The sequence below is a fragment of the Xanthomonas sp. 3307 genome (assembly GCF_014199735.1).
Taxonomy (GTDB): Bacteria; Pseudomonadota; Gammaproteobacteria; order Xanthomonadales; family Xanthomonadaceae; genus Xanthomonas_A; species Xanthomonas_A rydalmerensis.
Genome location: NZ_JACHOG010000001.1, coordinates 141,742 through 164,593 on the forward strand (window position 1 = coordinate 141,742; position 22,852 = coordinate 164,593).

Sequence of the window (22,852 nt, forward strand, 5' to 3'; positions counted from 1 at the left end):
CGGGACAGCCAACACCTGCTGCAGACCACATCGCCAAGCCGCGCATACGGTGCCTTCGACATCGCCAAAGGTCAACGCGACGACACGACGCGCAGCCGGCGTCATCGCGCGTTGGCGCCATCCCTCGATTCCCCCGCTCCATCACCACCCACAGAAGAGAACCACGATGCACAGCACGACCCACGATTACAGCCAGTACAGTCCGAAGTGGCAGTTCCGCTTCACCTTCTACGACACCCACGGCGAACCCAAGTCGGCGACCTTCAAGGAAGCGATGAAAGCGCTGCCATTCATGGAGAAGCTGCGCCTCAACATGAACTGGTTCGCCTTCTTCTTCGGCTTCATCTACCTGTTCGTCATCTGGCTGTGGCGCAAGGCGCTGGTCCTGCTCGCCATCTCGCTGTGCTTCGGCATCGTGCTGACCTTCCTGCCGGACGCGGCCAGCCGGGCCTTCGGCATCGCCTACTCGATCCTGGTCGGCATGACCGCCAACTACGCCTACTATCTGGACAAGGTGAAGGACAGCACCAGCTGGAATCCGTTCGAAGGCATCCGCTGGTAACCGATCCTCGCGCACGCCCTGCATGCGCATGGGTTCGCCGCCGCAGTGACGGCGGGCCCACCCCATTCCCTCGCCACCCAGGCCCGCGCCCAGGCAGCCCTTCCCCTCGCCTGTGCGCCACGTTCGTCGCGCGCAGGCACCGCACGAAGGAGTCGCCTGATGTCGCCCACGCTCTCCCACCCGGCGTTCGCGCGCCGCACCCGCCGCGTCGCACCGCTGGCCGCCGCCATCGCCGTCCTCGCCACGGCCGGGCCACACGCCGCCTACGCACAGACGGACGCCACCACCCTGCCCACGGTGCGCGTCAGCGAGCGCAACGATCCCGGCAAGCGCAGCAGCACTGCCACCAAGACCGATACGACCCTGCTGGAAACGCCGCAATCGCTCTCGGTGATCGACGACGCGCGCATGCAGGCCCAGGGCGCGCAGACGCTCAAGGACGCGCTGAGCTACACGCCCGGTGTGATCCCCACGCGCTACGGCACCGACTCGCGCTACGACTGGATCTCGTTGCGCGGCTTCGACGCCTATGCGCCCGGCTTCTACCTGGACGGCATGCCGCTGCGCAACAACGGCAATTGGGGCATCTGGCCGATCGAGCGCTACGGCGCCGAGCGCATCGAGGTGCTGCGCGGCCCCGCCTCGGTGCTGTACGGGCAGAGCGGCCCGGGCGGGCTGGTCAACGCGATCAGCAAGCGTCCCACCGCCGAGCCGTTGCACGAGCTACAGGTGCAACTCGGCGATCACCAGCGCCGACAACTCGCCGGCGACCTGTCCGGGCCGCTGAGCGCGGACGGCACCGTCCTGTACCGCCTCACCGCCCTGGCGCGCGAAGCCGAACTGCCGGCCGGCGGCATGCGCGACGACCGCCGCTTCCTGGCCCCGGCGCTGACCTGGGCACCCAGCGAGGCCACCCGCCTCACCCTGCTCTCGCAACTCGGCCGCACCCGCGCCGGTGTCTACCTGCGCATGCGGCCGGCGGTGGGATCGCTGGTGCCGACCGCGATCGGCACCTATCTGCCCAGCCGTCTGTTCGAGAGCGACCCGGTCTACAACCGTTTCGACCTGGACACGGCGATGCTCGCCGCGCTGTTCGAACACCGCGTCAGCGACGTGCTCAGCCTGCGCCAGAACGCACGCTACGGCCGCCTGCAGGTGGACTACCGCAGCGTGCAGGGACGCGGCTTCGTCATCGACGATCCCGCCGATCCGCTGGACCCTGCCAACTTCGCCCGGCTGCGCCGCACCGCCTCGGACAGCAAGGAAACCGTGCACGCGCTGAACCTGGACAACCAGCTCGAGCTGCGCCTGCACAGCGGTGCCGTGCAGCACACGCTGCTGTTCGGCCTGGACTACCAACGCACGCGCATCGACCAGGTCAGCCACAGCGGCGGCATCACCACACCGCTGGACATCCACCACCCAGTCTACGGCGACCCGGTGCAACTGCCCGCGCCCTGGTACGACGGCATCGCCACGGTGAGCCAGACCGGTCTGTACGTACAGGACCAGGTGCGCTGGCGCGAGCGCTGGCTACTCACCGTGGGCGCGCGCTACGACCGAGCCGACAGCAAGCTGGACAACCGCCTGGACGGCAGCCGCAGCGACATCGTCGAACGCAAGGCGAGCAAGCGTGCCGGCCTGACCTACGTGGCCGCGAACGGCTGGGCGCCGTACCTGAGCTACAGCGAATCCTTCGTGCCGACCGCCACGCGCGACCCGCTGAGCGGCCGCGCGTTCCGTCCGGAAAGCGGACGCCAGTACGAAGCCGGCCTGCGCTTCCAGCCCGACGGCGGCACCCAGTCGTACAGCGCCGCCGTGTTCGACCTGCGCCGGCGCAACTACCTGACCTACGATCCGGACTTCATGCCGCGCCAGACCGGCGAGACGCTGGTGCGCGGCCTGGAACTGGAGGCATCACTGCAACCGCTACCGCGGCTGCAGGTGGTCGGCTCCTACAGCTACACGCCGACCGTGGAAGTCACCGCCAGCAGCAACCCGCGCGAGATGGGCAAGCCGCTCTCGGCGGTGTCGCGCCACGCCGCCGCGCTATGGGCGGACTACCGCTTCGGCCGTGGTATCCGGGTCGGCCTGGGCGCGCGCTACACCGGCGCCAACCGCGGCGACCTGGACGCCGCACGCGTCGAGGTACCAGCGTTCACCCTGTTCGACGCACTGCTCGGCTACGACCGCGACCGCTGGAACTTCGCCTTGAACGTGCGCAACCTCGCCGACAAGACCTACCTCAGCAACTGCGACGCCTACGACAACTGCTACTACGGCGAGCAGCGACGGGTGACAGCCACGGCCACGTATCGCTGGTGAGGTGGCGGGTGTGCGCGATGGCGATAGGCGTCATCGCGCACGCGCTGCGCAGACGTCGTTCGCCACGCCATCGTGCGACGTCGGGACATTCTCTCGTTCGGCGAGGCACGTCGATCGACGCGATTGCAGAAAGCGGCACGGATTACGCAACGCAAAAGGGCCGCAGAAAGCGGCCCAATGCGTTGAAACGAAATGGAGGCCTGGGTCGGAATTGAACCGGCGTACGCGGATTTGCAGTCCGCTGCATAACCACTCTGCCACCAGGCCGGTGGACTGACGTCTTGCCGCAACGCCTGTGGCGTCCGACAAAAACAAAGCCCCGCTGCCGGGGCCCTTGCGGCGGGAACTGGACGATGCCTGGCGGCTTTCTTCCAACGCATTGATTCAAAAGATGTTTTTGAATCAACCCGGCGCACAACGGACTGCATTGTGTACCAAGCTCCCCGGCTTGGCAACCCTGCGCCGCGCGTGCGCGAGATTTGCGGAGACGTGCTGCGGACACCGCAACTCGCACGCGACGTCGCCACCCGACTGGAATGCCGACCACAGCGCCACGCCGGTGGCAGTAGACAAGCGCGGCCTCGCGCGGATCGGCGCACGATCGGCAGGCTGCCGCGCTCTAGCATGGCGCCACACCCGAACGAGAGATCGCCATGAACCGATGGACACGCTGGAGCGGGGCCGCGCTGTGCCTGGCCGCGAGCGCCACCGCCGCCGCGCAGACCTGTGCGCTGCAGACGCAGACCGTGAATCTGCCGCTGGCCTCCAAGGCCACGCCGACATTCGCCTACCAGGTGCGGGTGCAGCTGGGCAGCGACGCGGATGGTCGCAGCAGCGGCAGCCAGGTGCTGGAAGTGGATACCGGCTCCACCGGCGTGGTGGTGCCGTTGAGCGACGCACTGCGCAGCGCCTGGGACGCCTCCAACACGCCCGGCCACATCTTCTATTCGAGCGATAGCAAATATCACCCCGGCAAGTACGTGGACGTGCCGATGCGGCTCGGCGTCTCCGCCGACGGCAAGCGTGCTGCGGCGCGCGTGGACCGCATCACCGTGCTGGCCGCGCAGTGCACCTGCGATGTGGCCAGCGTGGCCCAGCAGCCCAAGCCGCTGGCGCAGGTACCGGCCACCTGCGCCGGCTACGACGGCAGCCCTGCGTTGAGCAGCAGCACACAGGTGTTGCGCAACTGCAGCACCATCTCCCCCAAGTTCGGCATGATGGGCGTGGGCTACGACCGCGGCGTCGACGCCGCGCGCAACCCGTTCCTCAACCTGGCGCAGATGCGCGCGCAGCGCATGAGCCCCGGCTACATCGTCAGCGCCAAGGGCATCACCCTGGGCGTCAGCAAGGCGGCGCTGCAGGGGTTCGCCCTGGTCCCGCTGCAACGCGGCGCCGCCACCGCCGATGCGCCGAGCGACTGGCAGGCGCCCACCGCCTGCGCCAGCTTCCCCGGCAGCGGCAGCGACTACCGCGTCTGCGGCAAACTGCTGCCCGATACCGGCGTGTCCTACATGATGCTCAACCCGGTGGTGCCGCCCGCCACGCCCGACAGCCTGCAACAGACCGTGGAGATGGCCGGGCATCCCACGCGGGTGGTGCCGGACGCCACCCAACTGCGGCTCGACGTCGTCGACGCGAAGGGACAGCCGGTGTTCGGCTACGGCTTTGCGGTCGGCGACGGCAAGGCGGCGACGCCGGACAGCGTGCAGTGGCGCGGGCCGCTGAAAGCGCCGCCAGCGCACATCAACAGCGGCCGCCACCTGCTCGCCGCCGGCGACTACGCCTACGACGCCGCCTGCGGGCATGCCGGCTTCCGTGCGGCCACCCCCGCGCCCTGAGCCTGCGCGAAACGGAGAGGCGTCATCTGCCGCATCGCGATCGCGTCTGGACGACGCGATCGCTGCTGGCGCGCGACATGGTCGGTGCGCGATCGCGCTGCCCGCGTTCCGATGCAGCGCTCGCGGCGTGGATCAACCCAGCCCGGATGTCTGCGCAATGCGATGGCGGCGGCCAAACTGGCGCCGTGCGTGTTGGCCATTGCGCTGCTGGCGGCCGCATGAAGCGAGGCGGAATTGCGCGATGGCTTAGCGGGGTGTGGCGCGTCTGCCACGCAGTGCAGCCGCCCAAACGAAAACAGGACCCGAAGGTCCTGTTTTCATGATCTGGAGCGGGAAACGAGACTCGAACTCGCGACCTCAACCTTGGCAAGGTTGCGCTCTACCAACTGAGCTATTCCCGCTTGAGGCCGCGAATTCTACCGGGTACGCGCAGGCTGTCAACCATTGCCTTCGATTTTTTTCGCGTTCTTTTCCGCCATCGCCGCACGCTCGTCGTCGCGCAGGCTCGGCCAGGCCGCATGCAGATACTGGATGCCCGACAACAGGGTCAGGATCGACGCGATCGCCAGGGTCCAGTCGCCGACGTGGAAGATGAACAAGCCCATCCACACGCTCTCCGGCGGGGAGCCGTCGGGCATCACCGAGTACAGCAGGCACAGCAGCGCCACCATCTGCGCGGTGGTCTTGATCTTGCCGATCATCGCCACCCGCACCTTGGCGCGCTGGCCGATCTCGGCCATCCATTCGCGCAGCGCCGACACCGCGATCTCGCGGCCGACGATCACCGCCGCCCAGAACGCCATCCACGGCGTCGGATGGCCCTGCACGATCAGGAACAGCGCCACCGCCACCATCAGCTTGTCGGCCACCGGGTCCAGGAACGCGCCGAACGCGGAGTACTGGTGGTAGCGCCGCGCCACCCAGCCGTCCAGCCAGTCGGTGAACGCGGCCAGGCCGAAGATCGCCGCCGAGGCGAAGTTGGTCCAGGTGTACGGCAGATAGAACACCAGCACCAGCACGGGGATCATCAGGATCCGCAGCAGCGTGAGCCAGGTGGGGATGGTCAACTTCATTGCGCTGCTCTACTCGCCTGCCGGATCGGGCACCGGCAGTCCGTGCAGGTTAGCGTAGATTCGTGCGGCCAGTGCGTCATTGATGCCCTCCACTCGCGCGATCTCGGCCTCGCCGGCGGCCTTGAGCCCGGCCAGCCCGCCGAAATGCTTGAGCAGGCTGGCGCGGCGCCGCGGGCCGATGCCGGGGATGTCCTCCAGCTTGCTGGTCATGCGCGCCTTCTGGCGGCGCCCGCGGTGGCCGGTGATGGCGAAGCGGTGCGCCTCGTCGCGCACCTGCTGGATGAACTGCAGCGCCGGCGACGCCGCACCCGGTCGCAGTTCGCGCCCGTCCGGCATCACCAGGGTCTCGTGGCCGGCGCGGCGCTCGGCGCCCTTGGCCACGCCGATCAGCAGCACCCCGTCCACGCCCAGGTCGGCCAGCGCGCCATTGGCCTGCGCCAACTGGCCGGCACCGCCGTCGATCAGCAGCACGTCCGGCAGGATCGCATCGCCCTTGCCCTCGCCTTCGGCGGCACGGCGGAAGCGGCGCTCGATCGCCTGGCGCATCGCCGCGTAGTCGTCGCCCGGCTCGATGCCGCTGATGTTGTAGCGCCGGTACTGGCTGCGCACCGGGCCGCTGGCGTCGAACACCACGCACGAGGCCACCGTGGCCTCGCCCATGGTGTGGCTGATGTCGAAGCACTCCACCCGCTTAACCGGCTCGGCCAGGCCGAGCATCTCGCGCAGCGCCTCGCTGCGCGCGTGCTGGGCATTGCGGCTGGTCAGTTCGGTGACCAGGGTGGCCTGGGCGTTGCGGCTGGCCAGCTCCAGGTACCCGGCGCGCTCGCCGCGCACGCTCCACTTCAGCTGCACCTTGCGCTCGGCGGCCGAACTCAGCGCCGCCTCGATCAGCTCGGCGTCGGGAATCTCGCGGTCCAGCAGCACCTCGCGCGGCGGCGCGTGCTCGACGTAATACTGCGACACGAACGCGCCCAGCACCTCGGCGGCACTGTCCTCGCCGTTGGTCTTGGGGAAGAACGCACGGGTGCCGAGGTTGCGGCCGTCGCGGAACGCCAGCAGCAGCACGCAGGCGTTGGCGCCCTGGGTGGCGCAGGCCAGCACGTCCAGGTCGGCGGCGCGGCCGTCCACGTACTGCCGGCTCTGCATGCTGCGCAGCGAGCCGAGCAGGTCGCGCAGGCGTGCGGCGCGCTCGAACTCCAGGCGCTCGCTGGCGTCCTGCATGGCCTGCACCAGTTCCTCGCCGAGCTGGTCGCTGCGCCCTTCCAGGAACAGCGTGGAGCGACGCACCGCCTCGGCGTACTCGTCGGCCGCCACCAGCGCCACGCACGGCGCGCTGCAGCGGCCGATCTGGTACTGCAGGCACGGCCGCGAACGGTTGCGGAACACGCTGTCCTCGCAGCTGCGCAGCTTGAACAGCTTGTGCATCAGGTTCAGCGTCTCGCGCACCGCGGTGACGCCGGGATACGGACCGAAATAGCGACCGGGCACTGCGCGCGGGCCGCGATGCAGGGTGATCCGCGGCCACTCCTCGCGGGTCAGCAGCACATAGGGATAGCTCTTGTCGTCGCGCAGCGACACGTTGTAGCGCGGCGACAGCGACTTGATCAGCTGGTTTTCCAGCAGCAGCGCCTCGCCCTCGCTGCGGGTGACGGTGACATCCATGCGCGCCACCTGCGCCAGCATGGCCATGGTCCGCGCGTTCTTCGGCGAGCCGCTGAAATAGCTGGAGACGCGCTTGCGCAGCGCGCCGGCCTTGCCGACGTAGAGCAAGGTATCGTCGGCGGCGTACATGCGGTAGACGCCGGGCGCGGTACTGAGGTTGGCGGCAAAGGCCTTGCCGTCGAACGGGGGCAATTCGGGGGTGCTCATTCGCCGATCGCGACGTCGTGCAGTTCGCCGCTGGCGATGTCGTAGCGCAGCACCGCATGCGCGTCGGACTCGGCGATCCACACCGTGCCGGCGCTCACCGCCAGCCCGCCCGGGCCGTGCAGGCGCCGCGGCAAGGCCGCGGTGGACAGTTCGCCGCCGCCCAGGCGCAGACTGCGCAGGCTGCCGTTGCCGCTGTCGGCGATCCACAGCAACGGCGCGTCCGGGCTCAGCGCGATCGCCTGCGGGAACTGCAGGCGGGCGCGGCTGCGTGGTCCGTCCTCGTTGCCGAAATCCCACGGCCCCTGGCCGCCGAGCAAGGTCTGCACCAGATCGCCGCGCAACTGCATCGAGCGCACCGCCGAACCCAGCGCATCGCATACGTACAGCACCTGCTGCACCGCGGCCAGGCTGCACGGCTGCGCGAATGCGGCCAGATGCCCGCTGCCGTCGCGCAGTTCCAGCGCGCCCGCGCCAGCCCGCCAGCGCAGGCTGCGGCTGCCCAGGTCGTAGCTCCAGATGCGGTTGTCGCCGGCCATCGCCAGGTGCACCTGGTTGTCGGCGATCACCAGACCCTGCGGATGATTCAGTGGTGCCAGCAGCGGTTGCTCCACCGGGCCTTCCACCGGCTCACCGGCACGGCCGTTGCCGCACAGCGTGTCGACCTGGCCGGTGAGCAGGTTGATCCGGCGCAGCGCGTGGTTGCCGGTATCGGCCACGTACAGCACGCCGCGCTCCAGGGCCAGCCCGCGCGGACGGTGGAACGCTGCCTCGCCGATCGCGCCGTCGATGAAGTCGGCGGTGCCGATGCCGAACTGGCGCAATACGCGGCCGCTGGTGCTGCATTCGAGGATGCGGTGATGGCCGCTGTCGGCGATGTACAGGCGGTCCTCGGCCACGGCCAGCCCAGTCGGGAAGCGCAGCGGCAGGCGCGGTTCCGGCTGGGTCTCGCGCGCGTCGCGCAGGTCCTCGTCCAGCGGCAGCGGCTGCCCGGCGCACAACGCGTGCAGCGCCTTGTCCAGTTCGGCGCCGCCGATCCCGACCAGGCGCTCGCGCTCGACCCCGCCGGCGTCGATCAGGACCAGGGTCGGCCAGGCCTGGATGTCGAAGCGCTGCCAGGCGGCCCAATCGGCATCGAGCAGGATCGGCGCGGACACGCCCTGGCTGCGCAACAGCTTCAATGCCCGTTGCGGCTCGCGCTCGCTGTCGAAGCGCGGCACCTGTACCACGATCAGCTGCAGCCTCCCGGGATTGCGCGCCTGCCACTGGCCGAGTTCGGCCAGGCGCTGCGCGCACCACACCGAGGCGGCGTTGACGAAGGCCAGCACCAGCGCCCGCCCCTGCAGGTCGCGCAGGCGGAGCGGCGCCGCGTTGAGCCAGGCGCCGGACGCGGGAAGTTCCAGGGCGGCGATGGAATTCATCGGCCGATTATGCCGGAGCCGAGGTCGACGGACAGTCGTGCCACGCTGCCGGCGGCGGCTTCGTCTACCAGTTTCCAGACCTGCTCGAACTGCGCGCTGCCACCGGTGTACGGATCCGGGATCTCGCTGCGGCTGTGCACCCCGGCCCACGGCAGCCACAGCGCCACGCGCTCGCGCGCCGCCGCCGGGGCGCGCTGAAGCACGTCGCGCAGATTGGCCGCATCGGCGCACAGGATCCAGTCGAAGTCGGCAAAGTCGCGATCGCGCAGTTGCCGCGCGCGCAGGCCGGCGATGTCCACGTCATGCGCGGCCGCGCAGGCGACCGCGCGCCGGTCCGGCGGCTCGCCGCGGTGCCAGTCGCCGGTGCCGGCCGAGTCGACCTCCACTAGCCCGGCGAGCGGCGAGCGCTGCAGGTGGTGGCGCAGCGCGCCCTCGGCCATCGGCGAACGGCAGATATTGCCCAGGCACACCAGCAGCAGCTTCATGCCTGCCCCTGGAGGTAGGCCTCGGCGCGCGCCAGATCCTCGGGCGTGTCCACACCGGGCGGGAATGGTGCCGGCGACAGCGCCACCGCGATGCGGAAGCCGGCTTCCAACACCCGCAGTTGCTCCAGCGACTCGATCCGCTCCAGCGTGCCCGGCGGCATCGCCGCGAACCGGCGCAGGAAGCCGGCGCGATAGGCGTAGATGCCGATATGCCGCAGCCACGGGCCGGGCAGCGGCAACTGCGCCTGCGAGGCGGCAAAGGCGTCGCGGTGCCACGGGATCGGCGCGCGGCTGAAGTACAGCGCATCGCCAGTCGCGCTGCGCACCAGCTTGACCACGTTGGGATCGAACAGGTGCTCGGCCGCGTCCACCGGCGTGCCCAGCGTTGCCATCTCGGCGCCGCTGCCGGCCAGGGTCCGGGCCACCGCGACGATGCCGGCGACCGGCGCGAACGGTTCGTCGCCCTGCAGGTTGACCACCAAAGTCGCATCGTCCCAGCCGGCGATGTCGGCGCACTCGGCGAGGCGGTCGGTGCCGGAGGCGTGGTCGGCCGACGTATTCGCCACGTGCACGCCGTCCAGGTCGGCCACCGCGGCGGCAATGCGCGCATCGTCGGCGGCCACCCACACCTGCGTGGCACCGGCGGCGAGCGCACGCCGCGCCACGTGGCGGATCAACGGCTCGCCGCCGAGCGCGCGCAAGGGCTTGCCCGGCAGCCGCGATGCGGCATAGCGGGCCGGAATGGCGACGACGAACGGCGGCGCGGCGGCGCTCATGCGCGGGCGGCGCCGGCAGCGGCGCGCGGGCGCCGGGGATATCGCGAGAAGACGGTCATCGAAAGCTCTCCGCATGGCTGGCCGGAAACGGCCGGGTGGGCGCCGGACAGCGGCCCGGTGGTGGCCGCGCGCAGCAACGGCCCGAAGGGCCATTGTATCGACCGGGCCGGCATCGCCGGTGAGCGGGTCGTGGCGACGGCCAGCGACCGCGCGGGTGCCTGCCACGTGGTGCGAAACGCCTCGGCATGGTGGGTCGTGCACTCACTTCGCGCGCATCCCGCACACGCACCGTGTTGGCGCGTGCCCGTGGCAAAGAAGCGCGAGGACGTGGGCGCCATGCCTAGCGAGACTCCGCGCGCGCACAACGCTGCGCCCTTTGGCTGGCTGGCGCATGCGCCGCGGACGCCTCTCGCGGTTGGACACGGCCAAGGCCGCGCTGCGCCACCCACGTCGGTGGCGTACCCGCAGACCACAGCGCCGCGCGCGGGGATGGGCAGACGCCCTAGTCGCCTGTCCCGCCCGCGCGGCCACGCAGCTTGTCCAGCCGGTCGAGCAGGCCGATCCAGAACGCCGCCGGCAGTTCGGCGGCCAGCGGCACGCTGAAGCACCAATCGTTGACGAAGGCGGCGCATTTGACCGCGTCCTTCTCGGTCATCAGCACCGGCAGTTCGCTGCCGAAGGCCAGGTCCGTGGCGCGGTACTGGTGGTGATCGGGAAAGGCATGCGGGACCACGCCGATGCCCTGCGCGCGCAGCATGTCGAAGAAGCGCTGCGGATGGGCGATGCCGGCGACGGCGTGCACGCGCTGGCCGGCGAAGCTGCGCAGCGGCCGCGCACGGCCGCCGCGCAGCGGCTGCGCGCTGTCGATGCGCAGGCGCATCGCCCATTCGCCGAAGCCCGCTTCGAACTCGCCGCTGTCGCTGGCCTGGCCCAGGTTGATGACGCGGAAATCGCATTCGTTGCCGCGCGCGACCGGCTCGCGCAGCGGCCCGGCCGGCAGCAGGCGGCCGTTGCCGTAGCGGCGCTGGCCATCCACCACCTCGATCTCGATGTCGCGCTGCAGCCGGTAGTGCTGCAGGCCGTCGTCGCAGACCACGATGTCGCAGCCGGCCTGCAGCAACGCCCGCGCCGCGGCGACGCGGTCGCGGTCCACCCGCACCGGCACCCCGGTCTTGCGTGCGATCAGCACCGGCTCGTCGCCGCCCTGCTCGGCCGAGGTACCCGGCTCGATCCAGCGCGGCTCCTGCGGCTGGCTGCGGCCGTAGCCGCGGCTGGCCACGCCCGGGGTCCAGCCGGCGTCGCGCAGGCGCTGCACCAGGGCGATGGTCAGCGGCGTCTTGCCGGTGCCGCCGGCGGTGAGATTGCCGACCACCACCACCGGTGCGGCGATGCTGTGGCGCTTGCGCCAGCCGCGCCGGTACAGCGCGCGGCGCAGCGCGATCGCCGCCGCGTACAGCGGGGTCAGCAACCGCGCGTGCAGCGGCGGCGCGCCCTTGCCGTACCAGTAGGCCGGTGTGTGTGGCCCGCGCTCGCTCATCCGTACTGCCTTTCGCGGAACTGCATGCTGTGCAGGTGCGCGTAGACCCCGCCCAGCGCCAGCAACTCATGGTGGGTACCGCGCTCGACGATGCGGCCATGGTCCATCACCAGCACCTGGTCGGCGTGCTCGATGGTCGACAGCCGGTGCGCGATGACCAGCGTGGTGCGGTCGGGCATCAGCCGGTGCAAGGCGTCCTGCACCAGCCGCTCGGATTCGTTGTCCAGTGCCGCGGTGGCCTCGTCGAGGATCAGGATCGGCGCATCCTTGAGCATCGCCCGCGCGATCGCCAGGCGCTGCCGCTGGCCGCCGGACAGACGCCCGCCCTTGGCCCCGACCTGCGCCTGCAGGCCTTCCGGCAGGTGGTCGACGAACTCCATGGCATTGGCGTCGGCGACCGCCTGGCGCAGCTGCGCCGGGCCTGCCTCGCGCATCTCGCCGTAGGCGACGTTGTCGGCGATGCTGCCGTCGAACAGCATCACCTGCTGGCCGACCAGGGCGATCTGCCGGCGCAGGTCCTCCAGCCGATAGTCCTGCAGCGGATGGCCGTCTAGCAGGATCTGCCCGGACTGCGGGTCGTAGAAACGCGGGATCAGCTTGACCAGGCTCGACTTGCCGCTGCCGGAGCGGCCGACGATGGCGGTGACGGTGCCGGGTTCGGCGACGAAGCTGACCTCGGCCAGCGCCGGCCGCGCCTGCCCCGGATAGGCGGCGGTGACCTCACGGAATTCGATCCGTCCCTGCGCGCGCTCGATGTGGCGGGTGCCGCTGTCCTGTTCCTCGGGCGCGTCCAGCACCACGAACAATCGCTGCGCCGAGGCGACGCCCCGCTGCAGCATGTTCTGCACGTTGGTGAGGTTTTTCAGCGCCGGGATGATCGCCATCATCGCGGTCATCAGCGAGACGAACTCGCCGGCGGTCAGGCGCCCGGCCAGCGCTTCGTGGCCGGCGATCAGCAACAGCGCGGCCAGACCGATCGCGCCCAGCAGCTGCACCGCGGCCGAGGAAATGCCGCGGGTGGATTCGACCTTCATCGCCAGATGCAGGTTGGTGTTGGCCAGTTGCTGGTAGCGCTCCATCTCGCTGGGACGCGCACCGTAGACCTTGACCTCCTGGTTGCCGGACAGCGCCTGCTCGGCGGCCTGCATCAGTTCAGCGTTGCTTTCCTGGATGCGGTGGCTCACCCGCCGGTAGCGCTTGGCCACGCGGTCCATCACCCACGCCAGTGGCGGCGCCACCAGCAGGATGGTCACGGTCACGGTCCAGCTGTACCACAGCATCACCGCCAGCGCGCCGACGATCTGCAGGGTCTGCTGCACCATCACCTTCATCGCGTCGACCGCGGCCTGCGCGACCTGCTCGCTGTCCGAGCCCAGCCGCACCAGCATCGAGGCCACCGGCTCGGCGTCGAAACGGCTGCCCGGCAGGCGCAGGTACTTGTCCAGCACGTTGACCCGGAAATCGCGGGAGATGCTCCGCGCCGCACGCCCCATCGACATGTCGGTGACATAGCCGGCAATGCCGCGCAGCACGAACAGGCCGACGATCTGCAGCGGCAGCCACATCGCCACGTCGCGGTTGCGCGCGATGAAGGTCTCGTCGGTGATCGGCTTCATCAGCGCCAGGAAGCCGGAGCCGGCCAGCGCCTCCAGCAGCGCGCCGACCGCGGCGATCAGCAGCAGTCCACGGTAGCCGCCGGCATAGGACAACAGGCGGCGATAGGTCCGCCAGGGGGAATCCTGGACGGGCACGTCGGAGGGTAGATTCACTTGGAGCTTCCGTCCCTGTTGACTTCGGGAGCAGTGGCGATGGCGATGCGGCGGAACCCGAGCTGGCCCAGCGCATCCTGTGCGGTGACGACCGCCTGGTAGGGCGTGCGCGCGTCGGCGCGCAGCAGCACCGGCTGCTCGCGGTCGTCGCCGGCGACCTGGGCGATGCTGCGTTTGACCGACTCCACGTCGGTGCGCAGCACTTCCTGGTCGTTGATGAAGTAATGCCCGTCGGCGTTGATCAGCACGCTCAGCGCGCGCGCCGGGGGCGGCGCGTTGCGGTCGCTGGCATTGGGCAGTTGCAGTTGCAGCGTGGAACGCGCATCGAAGGTGGTGGTCACCACGAAGAAGATGATCAGCACCAGGATGACGTCGATCAACGGCACCAGGTCGATCTGCGGCTCGTCCTGGCCACGGTCGTCGCGGATCCGCACCGGCTCAGCCCTTGGCCGCCGCGGCGTTCGACGCGGCGCCGCGTGCCGGTGCGGCCGGCGCAGCGGCACGGCCGTGGCCGTCCAGCGCATCGGTCAGCGCGGTGGCTTCCTGTTCCATCTCGATCACGTAGCCGGCGATGCGGCCCTTGAAATGGCGATGGAAGATCAGCGCCGGCACCGCGATGATCATGCCGGTGGCGGTGCACACCAGCGCCTTGCCGATGCCGCCGGCGAGCTGGTTCACGTCGCCCAGGCCATGGTCGAGGATGCCCAGGAACATCTGGATCATGCCGACCACGGTGCCGAGCAGGCCCAGCAGCGGCCCGGCCGATGCGACCGTGCCCAACGCGTTCAGGTAACGCTCCATACGGTGCACGACGTGCCGGCCGGTGTCCTCGATGCGCTCGCGCACGATCTCGCGCGGGCGGTTGCGCACGTCCAGGCCTGCGGCGAGCAGCGCGCCCAGCGGCGAATTGCGCCGCAACGATTCGATGTGGGTGGGGTCGAGCTTGCCGCGCGTGGCCCAGTTGCGCACTTCCTGGCCCAGTCCCGGTGGCAGCACCTCGCTACGGCGCAGGCTCCAGAACCGCTCCAGGACGATCGCCAGCGCGACCACGCCCAACAGCAGCAATGGCACCATCGGCCAGCCACCGGCCTTGACCAGTTCCCACACGTCGCAACCCTCCGGCACGCTCGGCCGTTCGTTCACTGGCCGATAGGATAGCAGCCGCCCGCGCCCGCTCCGCCGCATCCCACAACCGCGCCCGCCAGGGCCGCCGTTCGCGCAGTTGCAGGCCGGCACGCCCCAGCCACACGCGCAGCGCACCACGCTGCGGCGTGCCGGCGACCTCGGCGCCGGCCGCCTGCCAGCGCGCCACCACGCCGGGATGCGGATGGCCGAAGCGGTTGCCGTAGGCCGCCGAGACCAGCACCAGCCGCGCACCGGTGGCGGCGACGAAGGCCGGCTGCGAGGAATGCGCGCTGCCATGATGCGGCGCCACCACCACGTCGGCGCGCAATGCCCGCGGCGCCTCGCGCAGCAGCTTGCGCTCGATCACGCCGCCGATGTCGCCGGCCAGCAACAGCGCACCGTGCGCGGTTTCCACGCGCAGTACGCAGCTGGCCTCGTTGCGCAGATAGGGAAAGTGCGGCGCCGGATGCAGGAACCGGAAACGCACCCCATCCCATTCCCAGGCGCTCCCGGCCACGCAGGCCCGGTCCACCGGCAACGGCGCGCCGGCCGGTGCCTGGACCAGGCCGATCGGCAGCGCCGCACGCACCGTCGCCAGACCGCCGGCATGATCGTTGTCGGCATGGCTGATCACCGCGCGATCCAGCCGCGCCACGCCGAGCGCATGCAGCGCCGGTACCACCACGCGCTCGCCGGCGTCGTAGCCGTCCTCCACCGCCGGCCCGGTGTCGTACAGCAATTGGTGGTGGGCGGTGCGCACCAGCAACGAGAGTCCCTGCCCCACGTCGAACATCACCATATCGACCTCGCCCGGCCGCGGCCGCTCCAGCGGCGGATAGAGCAAGGGCAACCACAGCAGCGCGGCCAGCGGCTTGCCCGGCACCCCGCGCGGCAACAGCAGCCAGAACGCACCCAGCAGGGCCAGCGGCAGCGCCCAGTCGCGCGCCTCCGGCAGCCAGCGCAGTGCGAAGCGGCTCTCGCCCAGGGCCACGAACAGCGGCCAGGTCAGGTCGAAGCAGGCCGCGGCCAGGCGCCACAGCCAGGCCCCAGCGCCGGCATGCAGCGCCTCCAGCGCGGTCCCGAGCAGCGCCAGCGGCACCACCACCAGGCTCCACCACGGAATCGCCAGTAAATTCGCCAGTGGCCCGACCAGCGAGGCCTGCCCGAACAGCATCGTGCTCACCGGCAGCAGGCCGACCGTGGCCACACCCTGCGCGGTGAGGAAGCTGCGCAGCGTCTCGCGCCAGCCGCGCCCGGCGTCGGGCATGCACCAGGCCAGCCAGGCGACGCCGAGGAAGCTCAGCCAGAAGCCGGCCGAGAGCACCGCCAGCGGGTCGCAGAGCAGCATGGCGATCGCCGCCAGCGCCAGCGCGTCGGCGACCCGCACTGGCCGCCGCCACAGCCGTGCCGCCACCACCACCGCGATCATCAACGCAGTGCGCACGGTCGGCAGGGCCATGCCAGACACCAGTGTGTAACCACCGGCACCGAGCAGCGCCAGCGCGGCCGCGGCCTGGCGTCGCGGCCAATAGCGGCCCAGTCGCGGCCACAGACGCCACACGCCGCCGCCGAGCAAGGCGAAGGCGCCGGCGACCAGGCCGACATGGAAGCCGGAAATGGCGATGAGATGGGTCAGCCCGGCGGCGCGCAGGATGCGCCAGTCGCGATCGTCCAGCCGCCGCGTGTCGCCCAGCGCCAGCGCCTGCACGTAGCGCGCCGAGGCCTGCGGCACGGCGGCGGCGATGCGTGCGGACATGTCCGCACGCCAGGCATCGATGCCCTGCCCCGGCGCCAGTGGCGCTGCCGCGTGCGGCGCCACCACGTAGCCGCTGGCGCTGATCCGCTGCGCCAGCGCATAGGCTTCTGCGTCGAAACCGCCGGGATTGCTCAAGCCGCGCGGTGCACGCAGGCGCACCTGCAACTGCCAGCGCGCGCCGGCGCGCAAGGCGCTGCGCGGTCCGGCCTGATGCGTGCCGAAGTCGTCGTACCACGCCAGTTGCAACAGGCGCCCACGCAACGGCGCCGGCTGCGCCGCATCGGCGTCGACGCGGAACAGGAAGCGGGTGCGGCGGGTTTCGGCCTGCGGCAGTTCCACCACTTGGCCGCGGACGTCGACCACGCGCTTTTCCCAGTCGGCCGGCAACTGCCGCGCCAGCACCATGCCGGCGACCAGCGCCAACCAGCCGGCGCCGATCGCGAACGCCCCCAGCCAGCGCCAGCGCGGCGCCGCGACGTACAGCGACGCCCCGGCGAGCAAGATCGCCAAGGCCAGCGGCCAGGGAAGCAGGCGCGGCAGCCACAGCGCGGCCAGCACGCCCGCGGCAAGGCTGGCGGCGACCGCAGGACCGAACGGCGCCATTACCGGCCAGCGCGAGTCGGGAACAGCGGCATCCTGGCGCGGCACGCTGTCTGCAGACGCTTGCATGTGCTTGCCCTCCTTGGCATCGACGGATCGAAAGCAGCGACATGCCGCCGCACGAGATGCGCATCGCGCGACACCATCGCGATCGCAACGCCAGCGTCGCATCGCCTCTCGCCGCGGACCATCGGTCTACCCCGGGACACTGCGTCAGAATTTGCCTAACACGCAGGCGCGCGCCGCATCACAGTCCTGGCGCAGTTCGCCGCAGCTTCATCGCCCCGCGCCTATGGTGCGATACCCCACGTCGTAAGGAGTTCGCGCATGCGCAAGGGCATCGCACTGATCGTCGGAGTCACTGGCATCTCCGGCTACAACCTCGCCAACGTGCTGGTTGCCGATGGCTGGACCGTCTATGGGCTGGCACGCCGCCCGGTGCCGCAGGAAGGCGTGATCCCGGTGGCGGCCGACCTGCTCGATCGCGAGGCCACCATCGCCGCGCTGCGCGGGTTGCCGATCACCCACGTGTTCTTCTGCACCTGGACGCGGCGCGACACCGAGAAGGAGAACGTCGCCGCCAACGGCGCGATGCTGCGGCATCTGTGCGAGGGCCTGGACGGCGCCACACTGCAGCACATGGCGCTGGTCACCGGCACCAAGCACTACCTGGGCTCGTTCGAGCACTACGGCAGCGGCAAGGCGGAGACGCCGTTCCGCGAGAGCGAACCGCGGCAGCCGGGCGAGAATTTCTATTACACGCTGGAAGACCTGCTGTTCGACGCCGCCGCGCGCCATGGCTTCGGCTGGAGCGTGCATCGCTCGCACACCATGATCGGCCAGGCCAACGGCAGCAATGCGATGAACATGGGCGTGACCCTGGCGGTGTATGCGACGCTGTGCAAGCACACTGGCCAGCCGTTCGTGTTCCCCGGCTCGCGCGCGCAATGGGACAGCCTCACCGACCTCACCGACGCCGGCCTGCTCGGCCGCCAGCTGGCCTGGGCCGCGACCAATCCGGCCGCACGCAACCAGGCCTTCAACACGGTCAACGGCGACGTGTTCCGCTGGCGCTGGATGTGGGGCGAAATCGCCGCGTTCTTCGGCCTGGAATCTGCTCCCTATCCCGACACGCCGATGCCGCTGCAGCCGCGCCTGCAGGACACCGCACCGGCACTGTGGCGCGAGATCGCCGAACAACATGGGTTGGTCCAGACGGACGTGAACCAACTCGCATCGTGGTGGCACACCGATGCCGACCTCGGCCGCGAGATCGAATGCGTCAACGACATGACCAAGAGCCGCGACCTGGGCTTCCTCGGCTACTACGACAGCCGCGCCTCGTTCCTGGAACTGTTCACGCGACTGCGTGCGCAGCGGATGATTCCCTGAGGGACGCAGTCTGATCAGGAGCGCCGAAGCAGTGGGAAACGGCAATCCAAAGGTTGCCGTTTATGGGGCACGCGACGTGCTCCAGGACGATCGCCGTTGTATGGCGTTGTATGGACATGCGCCGCATTGCCGTGGCGACGCGTTTGCTGGGCATGCTGTACGAAGTTTTTCGGCGCCGACAGCAACCAAGGCCGGCTACCTACCCGGCTTCGTTCGTCGCGGCTGAAGCCGCTCCTACATGGGACCACGTATAGGAGCGGCTTTCAGCCGCGACGGGCTCTACCGGTGATGCTCCTTCGCGGCTGAAGCCACTCCTGAGGGGTGCTTGCGCTAGAAGTGCTTCGCCTGTCCGAGGATCTTCGGCGTCGGCAGATGCACTGAAGCCGCTGCGACTTGCTGCCTCGTTCGTCGCGCCTGACGTCGCTCCATTGCTCGGCGAAGCGGCGATATGCACTGTGGGAGGGACTTCAGTCCCAACGCGCACTGCATCGGGTAGCGGGACACTGCTCTTGTCGTGACCGCTGGCGCACAGCAAACCAGGCTGTCACGCCTGGCCCCGCATGCAACGGGCTTCAGCGGCTCACGACCCTCAGGCCGCGATCGTGGCCCGACAATGCTCGACGCGGCGGCACATGCGGCCGCCACCGCGCCCTCAAACGTCCGCAGGCGCCAGTTCGCGCAGCTTGCCCTGGTGCAGCTCCAGCACGCGGTCCAGCTTGCGTGCCAGGCTGCGGTCGTGGGTGACCAGGACCAGGCTGGTACCTTGCGCGCGGTTGAGTTCGAGCATCAGCGCGAACACGTTGGCCGCGGTCTTGTCGTCCAGGTTGCCGGTCGGCTCGTCGCCGAGCACGCAGGCCGGGCGATTGACCAGCGCGCGCGCCACCGCGGCGCGCTGACGCTCGCCGCCGGACAGTTCGCCCGGCTTGTGCTCCAGGCGGTGGCCCAGGCCCACCGATTCCAGCAGCGCGCGTGCGCGCGCATCGGCGTCCTGTATTGGCGCGCCGCCCAGCAGCACCGGCATCATCACGTTCTCCAGCGCGGTGAACTCCGGCAGCAGGTGATGGAACTGGTAGACGAAGCCCAGCGAGCGGTTGCGCAACTGCCCGCGCGCCGCATCGGTCAGCGCCGACATACGCTGGCCGGCCACATAGACCTCACCCGAGGTCGGCACGTCCAGACCGCCAAGCAGGTGCAGCAAGGTGCTCTTGCCGGCACCGGAAGCGCCGACGATGGCCACGGTCTCGCCCGCCGCCACGCTCAACTCCAGGCCGTCGAACACCGGCGTGCGCATCTTGCCTTCGGCGTAGGTCTTGGCCAGGCCTTCGGCACGGATCGCCGCGTCCGCTTGTGGCTTCTGCATTCCCGATTCCCGATTTCCCATTCCCGATTCCCGGCCCTCATTCATAGCGCAGCGCCTCCGCCGGCTGCGTGCGCGCCGCGCGCCAGGCCGGGTACAGCGTGGCCAGGAAGCTCATCAGCAAGGCCACGATGGTGATCACCATAACGTCGTGCGGCTGCATGTCGGTCGGCAGGCCGGTGATGTAGTAGACGTCCTCCGGCAGCAGCTTGATGTTGAACACCGCCTCGATGCCGGCCAGGATCCGCTCCAGGTTGAGCGTCAGCACGATGCCGCCGATCACGCCGGCGACGGTGCCGATCACGCCGATCAGCGTGCCCTGCACCATGAACACCTGCATCACCCCGCCCGGGCTAAGCCCCAGCGTGCGCAGGATGGCGATGTCGGCCTGCTTGTCGGTCACCAGCATCACCTGCGAGGACACCAGGTTGAACGCGCCCATCGCGATGATCAGCGACAGCAGGATGCCCATCACCGTCTTTTCCATCTTCAGCGACTGGTACAGGTTGGCGTTCTCGCGGGTCCAGTCGCTGACCATGTACGGGCCGTGCAGGTTCAGCGCCAGGTCGCGCGCCACGTTCCAGGCCTGGTCCATGTCGTACAGCCGCAGGCGCACGCCGGTGACGCCGTCGCCCATGCGCAGCACGCGCTGCAGGTCGGGCATGCTGGTCACCGCCAGGCCGCGGTCGATTTCGTTGTAGCCGGCCTCGAAGATGCCGCTGACGGTGAAGCGCTTGTAGCGCGGCACCATGCCCATCGGGCTGGCCTGCGGCTCGCCCAGCATCACCACGACCTTGTCGCCGACGCCCACGCCCAGCCACAGCGCCAGCTCCTGGCCGAGCAGGATGTTGTAGGAACCCGGGGTCAGGCTGTCGACCGAGCCCTGCTTCATCTTCTGCGCCAGCACCGAGACCTTGGCCTCTTCCTTGGGCAGGATGCCGCGGACGATCGCCGGCTGGTTGCGCTGGCCGGTGAGCAATGCCTCTTCCTCGACGTAGGGCGCGGCGCCGGCGACGCGCTTGTCGCGCATGGCCACGTCCACCGCGTGCTGCCAGTCCTCCATCGGCGCGCCCTGCGCGCTGACCGTGGCGTGCGCGGCCATCTGCAGCAGGCGATCGCGGATCTCCTTCTGGAAGCCGCTCATCACCGCCAGGGTGGTGATCAGCACGGTCACGCCCAGGGCGATGCCGAGGATCGAGGCCATGGAGATGAAGGAGATGAAGTTGTTGCGGCGCTTGGCGCGCAGATAGCGCAGGCCGATGGCCACGGGTAAGGGTTTGAACATGCGCAGCCACCATCCAGGGAGCGCTATGGTGCCATTTGCGGCGGCGCAGACGAAGCGGCAAGGGCCGAAGCGGCCAGACGCAGTTCACGTCGTGCCGCCGCCGGCAGCGTGTCCGGCCACCACGCCAGGCGCTGCGTGCGCCCCTGTGCGTCACGCCAGCGCACGAACGCGAGCGGTCCGCGCCAGGCGACCTGCAGCTCGGTCACCGCCACGCCGTCGACGCTGGGCGCACCGGCGCCGGTGGGCAGCAGCAGCGTGCGCGGCGCGCGGCGGGCCTCGCGGCGCAGCAGCCACGCCGCGTACAGCAATGCCAGCGCGGCCGCCGGCCAGGCCAGGCTTGGCGGCAGGTCGGAGCCGAGCAGCGACAGCGGCGCCAGCGCGCCGAGCAGGCTCAGCGCGGCCAGCAGCCAGCGCGAGGGGCGCCAGTCAAGCCGGCATGGCGCGGATGGAAGCGATGAGGTCGGCGGCGCGTGCATCGGGACAGGCCTCGTAGCCCATGAACCAGCGCCACAACTTATCGTCCTCGCAATCGAGCAGGTATAGGAAAACCCCGCGCTCGTCCTCGGAAGCCCCCCCCCAGCGCCGGTCCAGGTAGCGGCCGAACAGCTGGTCCAGTTCGCGCATGCCGCGCCGGCAGCGCCAGCGCAGCTTCTTCAGTTCGGTGGTCTCGTCCATCGCATGCGCCCTTGCCTGGGGGCGGCGCCGCATGGCCGCCGCCGAAAACGAACGCGGCACCGAACCCGAAAGCCGGTGCCGCGCGATCGGCGGGCAGGCCCGCCGCTTGGAACGTCCGCCGATCCGATCAGGCGCGGCGCGCCATCATCAGCTTCTTGATCTCGGCGATCGCCAGCGCCGGGTTCAGCCCCTTCGGGCAGGTCCGCGCGCAGTTCATGATGGTGTGGCAGCGGTACAGCTTGAACGGATCTTCCAGATCGTCCAGGCGCGCACCGGTGTCCTCGTCGCGTGAGTCGATGATCCAGCGGTAGGCCTGCAGCAGGATCGCCGGGCCGAGGTAACGCTCGCCGTTCCACCAGTAGCTCGGGCAGCTGGTCGAGCAGCAGGCGCACAGGATGCACTCGTACAGGCCATCGAGCTTCTTGCGGTCTTCCGGCGACTGCAGCCGCTCGCGATCCGGCGGCGGCGGGGTCTGGGTGCGGATCCAGGGCTTGATCGAGGCGTACTGCGCGTAGAAGTGGGTCAGGTCCGGCACCAGATCCTTGACCACGCTCATGTGCGGCAGCGGGTAGATCGGCACTTCCTTCTTGCCGCAGTCGGCGATCGCCTTGGTGCAGGCCAGCGTGTTGGTGCCGTCGATGTTCATCGCGCACGACCCGCAGATGCCTTCGCGGCACGAGCGGCGGAAGGTCAGGGTCGGGTCGATCTCGTTCTTGATCTTGATCAGCGCGTCCAGAACCATCGGGCCGCACGCGTCCAGATCCACCTCGTAGGTGTCGGTCCTCGGGTTGCTGTCGTCGTCCGGATTCCACCGGTAGACCTTGAAGGTCCGCACATTCTTCGCGCCCTTGGCGGGAAAGTGCTTGCCCTTGCCGATCTTGGAATTCTTGGGGAGGGTGAACTCTGCCATGGCTTTTAAATCCGGGATTGGGGATTAGGGATTGGAGATTCGGGCGAGAGCAGGAAACGAAGCATGTTTCGAATCCCGAATCACCACTCCCCAATCCCGG

General features: G+C 69.8%; 19 protein-coding genes and 2 tRNA genes. 4 read left to right on the forward strand and 17 right to left on the reverse strand.

Translation table 11 applies throughout. The features are described from left to right. Positions 1-166: 166 nt before the first annotated feature. Together GGR64_RS00625 and GGR64_RS00630 are read left to right on the forward strand one after the other, a co-directional pair. Positions 167-562 (forward strand): DUF2628 domain-containing protein, encoded by a 396-nt coding sequence (locus tag GGR64_RS00625; RefSeq protein WP_184643333.1) that lies wholly within the window; start codon positions 167-169, stop codon positions 560-562. A gap of 159 nt (positions 563-721) precedes the next feature. After that, positions 722-2,887 carry a TonB-dependent siderophore receptor gene (locus GGR64_RS00630; RefSeq protein WP_184643335.1) on the forward strand — a complete coding sequence of 722 codons (2,166 nt, stop codon included), beginning with the start codon at positions 722-724 and terminating at the stop codon, positions 2,885-2,887. Between the two features lie 193 nt (positions 2,888-3,080). On the opposite strand, the gene GGR64_RS00635 is transcribed toward GGR64_RS00630, so the two are convergent. Then, positions 3,081-3,154: transfer RNA gene (locus GGR64_RS00635), tRNA-Cys, on the reverse strand. 386 nt (positions 3,155-3,540) lie between these two features. Here GGR64_RS00635 and GGR64_RS00640 point away from each other — a divergent pair. After that, entirely contained in the window at positions 3,541-4,725 is a 1,185-nt protein-coding gene (locus GGR64_RS00640) for a hypothetical protein (protein WP_184643337.1), read from the forward strand. A gap of 325 nt (positions 4,726-5,050) precedes the next feature. On the opposite strand, the gene GGR64_RS00645 is transcribed toward GGR64_RS00640, so the two are convergent. The 11 genes from GGR64_RS00645 to GGR64_RS00695 form a co-directional block, all read right to left on the reverse strand. Beyond that, positions 5,051-5,126: transfer RNA gene (locus tag GGR64_RS00645), tRNA-Gly, on the reverse strand. Between the two features lie 36 nt (positions 5,127-5,162). Further along, a complete protein-coding gene (pgsA, locus tag GGR64_RS00650; protein WP_160965063.1) occupies positions 5,163-5,798 on the reverse strand; it encodes a CDP-diacylglycerol--glycerol-3-phosphate 3-phosphatidyltransferase in 636 nt (211 codons plus the stop codon). A 9-nt stretch (positions 5,799-5,807) separates the two neighbouring features. Next, a complete protein-coding gene (uvrC, locus tag GGR64_RS00655; RefSeq protein WP_184643339.1) occupies positions 5,808-7,667 on the reverse strand; it encodes an excinuclease ABC subunit UvrC in 1,860 nt (619 codons plus the stop codon). Beyond that, positions 7,664-9,085, reverse strand: a complete 1,422-nt coding sequence (locus GGR64_RS00660; protein WP_160965067.1) for a hypothetical protein — start codon at positions 9,083-9,085, stop codon at positions 7,664-7,666. Before GGR64_RS00660 ends, uvrC begins: the two co-directional genes overlap by 4 nt. Further along, positions 9,082-9,570 carry a low molecular weight protein-tyrosine-phosphatase gene (locus tag GGR64_RS00665; RefSeq protein WP_160965069.1) on the reverse strand — a complete coding sequence of 163 codons (489 nt, stop codon included), beginning with the start codon at positions 9,568-9,570 and terminating at the stop codon, positions 9,082-9,084. The genes GGR64_RS00660 and GGR64_RS00665 overlap by 4 nt, the downstream gene beginning before the upstream one ends. Then, positions 9,567-10,346: a 3-deoxy-manno-octulosonate cytidylyltransferase gene (gene kdsB / locus GGR64_RS00670; RefSeq protein ID WP_184643341.1), complete on the reverse strand. Its 780-nt coding sequence runs from the start codon at positions 10,344-10,346 to the stop codon at positions 9,567-9,569. Before kdsB ends, GGR64_RS00665 begins: the two co-directional genes overlap by 4 nt. Before the next feature lie 502 nt (positions 10,347-10,848). Then, the gene (gene lpxK / locus GGR64_RS00675) at positions 10,849-11,883 is read right to left on the reverse strand and encodes a tetraacyldisaccharide 4'-kinase (RefSeq protein ID WP_184643343.1); all 1,035 of its coding nucleotides are present in this window, start codon (positions 11,881-11,883) and stop codon (positions 10,849-10,851) included. After that, the gene (gene msbA, locus GGR64_RS00680; protein ID WP_167087598.1) at positions 11,880-13,652 is read right to left on the reverse strand and encodes a lipid A export permease/ATP-binding protein MsbA; all 1,773 of its coding nucleotides are present in this window, start codon (positions 13,650-13,652) and stop codon (positions 11,880-11,882) included. Before msbA ends, lpxK begins: the two co-directional genes overlap by 4 nt. After that, on the reverse strand, positions 13,649-14,086 hold the full coding sequence (locus GGR64_RS00685) for a biopolymer transporter ExbD (RefSeq protein ID WP_019800228.1): 438 nt from the start codon (positions 14,084-14,086) through the stop codon (positions 13,649-13,651). The genes msbA and GGR64_RS00685 overlap by 4 nt, the downstream gene beginning before the upstream one ends. 4 nt (positions 14,087-14,090) lie before the next feature. After that, on the reverse strand, positions 14,091-14,759 hold the full coding sequence (locus tag GGR64_RS00690; RefSeq protein WP_184643345.1) for a MotA/TolQ/ExbB proton channel family protein: 669 nt from the start codon (positions 14,757-14,759) through the stop codon (positions 14,091-14,093). Then, positions 14,653-17,136 (reverse strand): DNA internalization-related competence protein ComEC/Rec2, encoded by a 2,484-nt coding sequence (locus tag GGR64_RS00695; RefSeq protein ID WP_184644219.1) that lies wholly within the window; start codon positions 17,134-17,136, stop codon positions 14,653-14,655. Before GGR64_RS00695 ends, GGR64_RS00690 begins: the two co-directional genes overlap by 107 nt. Before the next feature lie 324 nt (positions 17,137-17,460). Between GGR64_RS00695 and GGR64_RS00700 the strand changes: the two genes are divergently transcribed. Then, positions 17,461-18,525, forward strand: a complete 1,065-nt coding sequence (locus GGR64_RS00700) for an SDR family oxidoreductase (protein WP_184643347.1) — start codon at positions 17,461-17,463, stop codon at positions 18,523-18,525. Positions 18,526-19,177: 652 nt separating this feature from the next. Here GGR64_RS00700 and lolD read toward each other — a convergent pair. From lolD to GGR64_RS00725, 5 genes are all read right to left on the reverse strand, one after another. After that, positions 19,178-19,906 carry a lipoprotein-releasing ABC transporter ATP-binding protein LolD gene (gene lolD, locus GGR64_RS00705; RefSeq protein WP_184448565.1) on the reverse strand — a complete coding sequence of 243 codons (729 nt, stop codon included), beginning with the start codon at positions 19,904-19,906 and terminating at the stop codon, positions 19,178-19,180. 16 nt (positions 19,907-19,922) lie between these two features. Further along, complete coding sequence (locus tag GGR64_RS00710) at positions 19,923-21,167, reverse strand: lipoprotein-releasing ABC transporter permease subunit (protein ID WP_160965081.1); 1,245 nt, start codon at positions 21,165-21,167, stop codon at positions 19,923-19,925. A 23-nt stretch (positions 21,168-21,190) separates the two neighbouring features. Beyond that, positions 21,191-21,643: a hypothetical protein gene (locus tag GGR64_RS00715; protein ID WP_184643349.1), complete on the reverse strand. Its 453-nt coding sequence runs from the start codon at positions 21,641-21,643 to the stop codon at positions 21,191-21,193. Then, positions 21,594-21,842 carry a succinate dehydrogenase assembly factor 2 gene (locus GGR64_RS00720; RefSeq protein WP_184643351.1) on the reverse strand — a complete coding sequence of 83 codons (249 nt, stop codon included), beginning with the start codon at positions 21,840-21,842 and terminating at the stop codon, positions 21,594-21,596. The genes GGR64_RS00715 and GGR64_RS00720 overlap by 50 nt, the downstream gene beginning before the upstream one ends. A gap of 127 nt (positions 21,843-21,969) precedes the next feature. After that, positions 21,970-22,752, reverse strand: coding sequence for a succinate dehydrogenase iron-sulfur subunit (locus tag GGR64_RS00725; RefSeq protein WP_010342653.1), 783 nt, complete (start codon positions 22,750-22,752; stop codon positions 21,970-21,972). Positions 22,753-22,852 lie beyond the last annotated feature (100 nt).

Excerpts from the sequence above, each read along its gene's own strand:
- GGR64_RS00665 (WP_160965069.1), bottom strand. The coding sequence starts at position 9,570 with ATGAAGCTGCTGCTGGTGTGCCTGGGCAATATCTGCCGTTCGCCGATG.
- uvrC (WP_184643339.1), bottom strand. The coding sequence starts at position 7,667 with ATGAGCACCCCCGAATTGCCCCCGTTCGACGGCAAGGCCTTTGCCGCC.
- lolD (WP_184448565.1), bottom strand. The coding sequence starts at position 19,906 with ATGGGAAATCGGGAATCGGGAATGCAGAAGCCACAAGCGGACGCGGCG.
- GGR64_RS00725 (WP_010342653.1), bottom strand. The coding sequence starts at position 22,752 with ATGGCAGAGTTCACCCTCCCCAAGAATTCCAAGATCGGCAAGGGCAAG.
- GGR64_RS00710 (WP_160965081.1), bottom strand. The coding sequence starts at position 21,167 with ATGTTCAAACCCTTACCCGTGGCCATCGGCCTGCGCTATCTGCGCGCC.
- GGR64_RS00715 (WP_184643349.1), bottom strand. The coding sequence starts at position 21,643 with ATGCACGCGCCGCCGACCTCATCGCTTCCATCCGCGCCATGCCGGCTT.
- kdsB (WP_184643341.1), bottom strand. The coding sequence starts at position 10,346 with ATGAGCGCCGCCGCGCCGCCGTTCGTCGTCGCCATTCCGGCCCGCTAT.
- GGR64_RS00695 (WP_184644219.1), bottom strand. The coding sequence starts at position 17,136 with ATGGCGCCGTTCGGTCCTGCGGTCGCCGCCAGCCTTGCCGCGGGCGTG.
- GGR64_RS00630 (WP_184643335.1), top strand. The coding sequence starts at position 722 with ATGTCGCCCACGCTCTCCCACCCGGCGTTCGCGCGCCGCACCCGCCGC.
- GGR64_RS00625 (WP_184643333.1), top strand. The coding sequence starts at position 167 with ATGCACAGCACGACCCACGATTACAGCCAGTACAGTCCGAAGTGGCAG.
- lpxK (WP_184643343.1), bottom strand. The coding sequence starts at position 11,883 with ATGAGCGAGCGCGGGCCACACACACCGGCCTACTGGTACGGCAAGGGC.
- GGR64_RS00700 (WP_184643347.1), top strand. The coding sequence starts at position 17,461 with ATGCGCAAGGGCATCGCACTGATCGTCGGAGTCACTGGCATCTCCGGC.
- GGR64_RS00720 (WP_184643351.1), bottom strand. The coding sequence starts at position 21,842 with ATGGACGAGACCACCGAACTGAAGAAGCTGCGCTGGCGCTGCCGGCGC.
- GGR64_RS00640 (WP_184643337.1), top strand. The coding sequence starts at position 3,541 with ATGAACCGATGGACACGCTGGAGCGGGGCCGCGCTGTGCCTGGCCGCG.
- GGR64_RS00660 (WP_160965067.1), bottom strand. The coding sequence starts at position 9,085 with ATGAATTCCATCGCCGCCCTGGAACTTCCCGCGTCCGGCGCCTGGCTC.
- pgsA (WP_160965063.1), bottom strand. The coding sequence starts at position 5,798 with ATGAAGTTGACCATCCCCACCTGGCTCACGCTGCTGCGGATCCTGATG.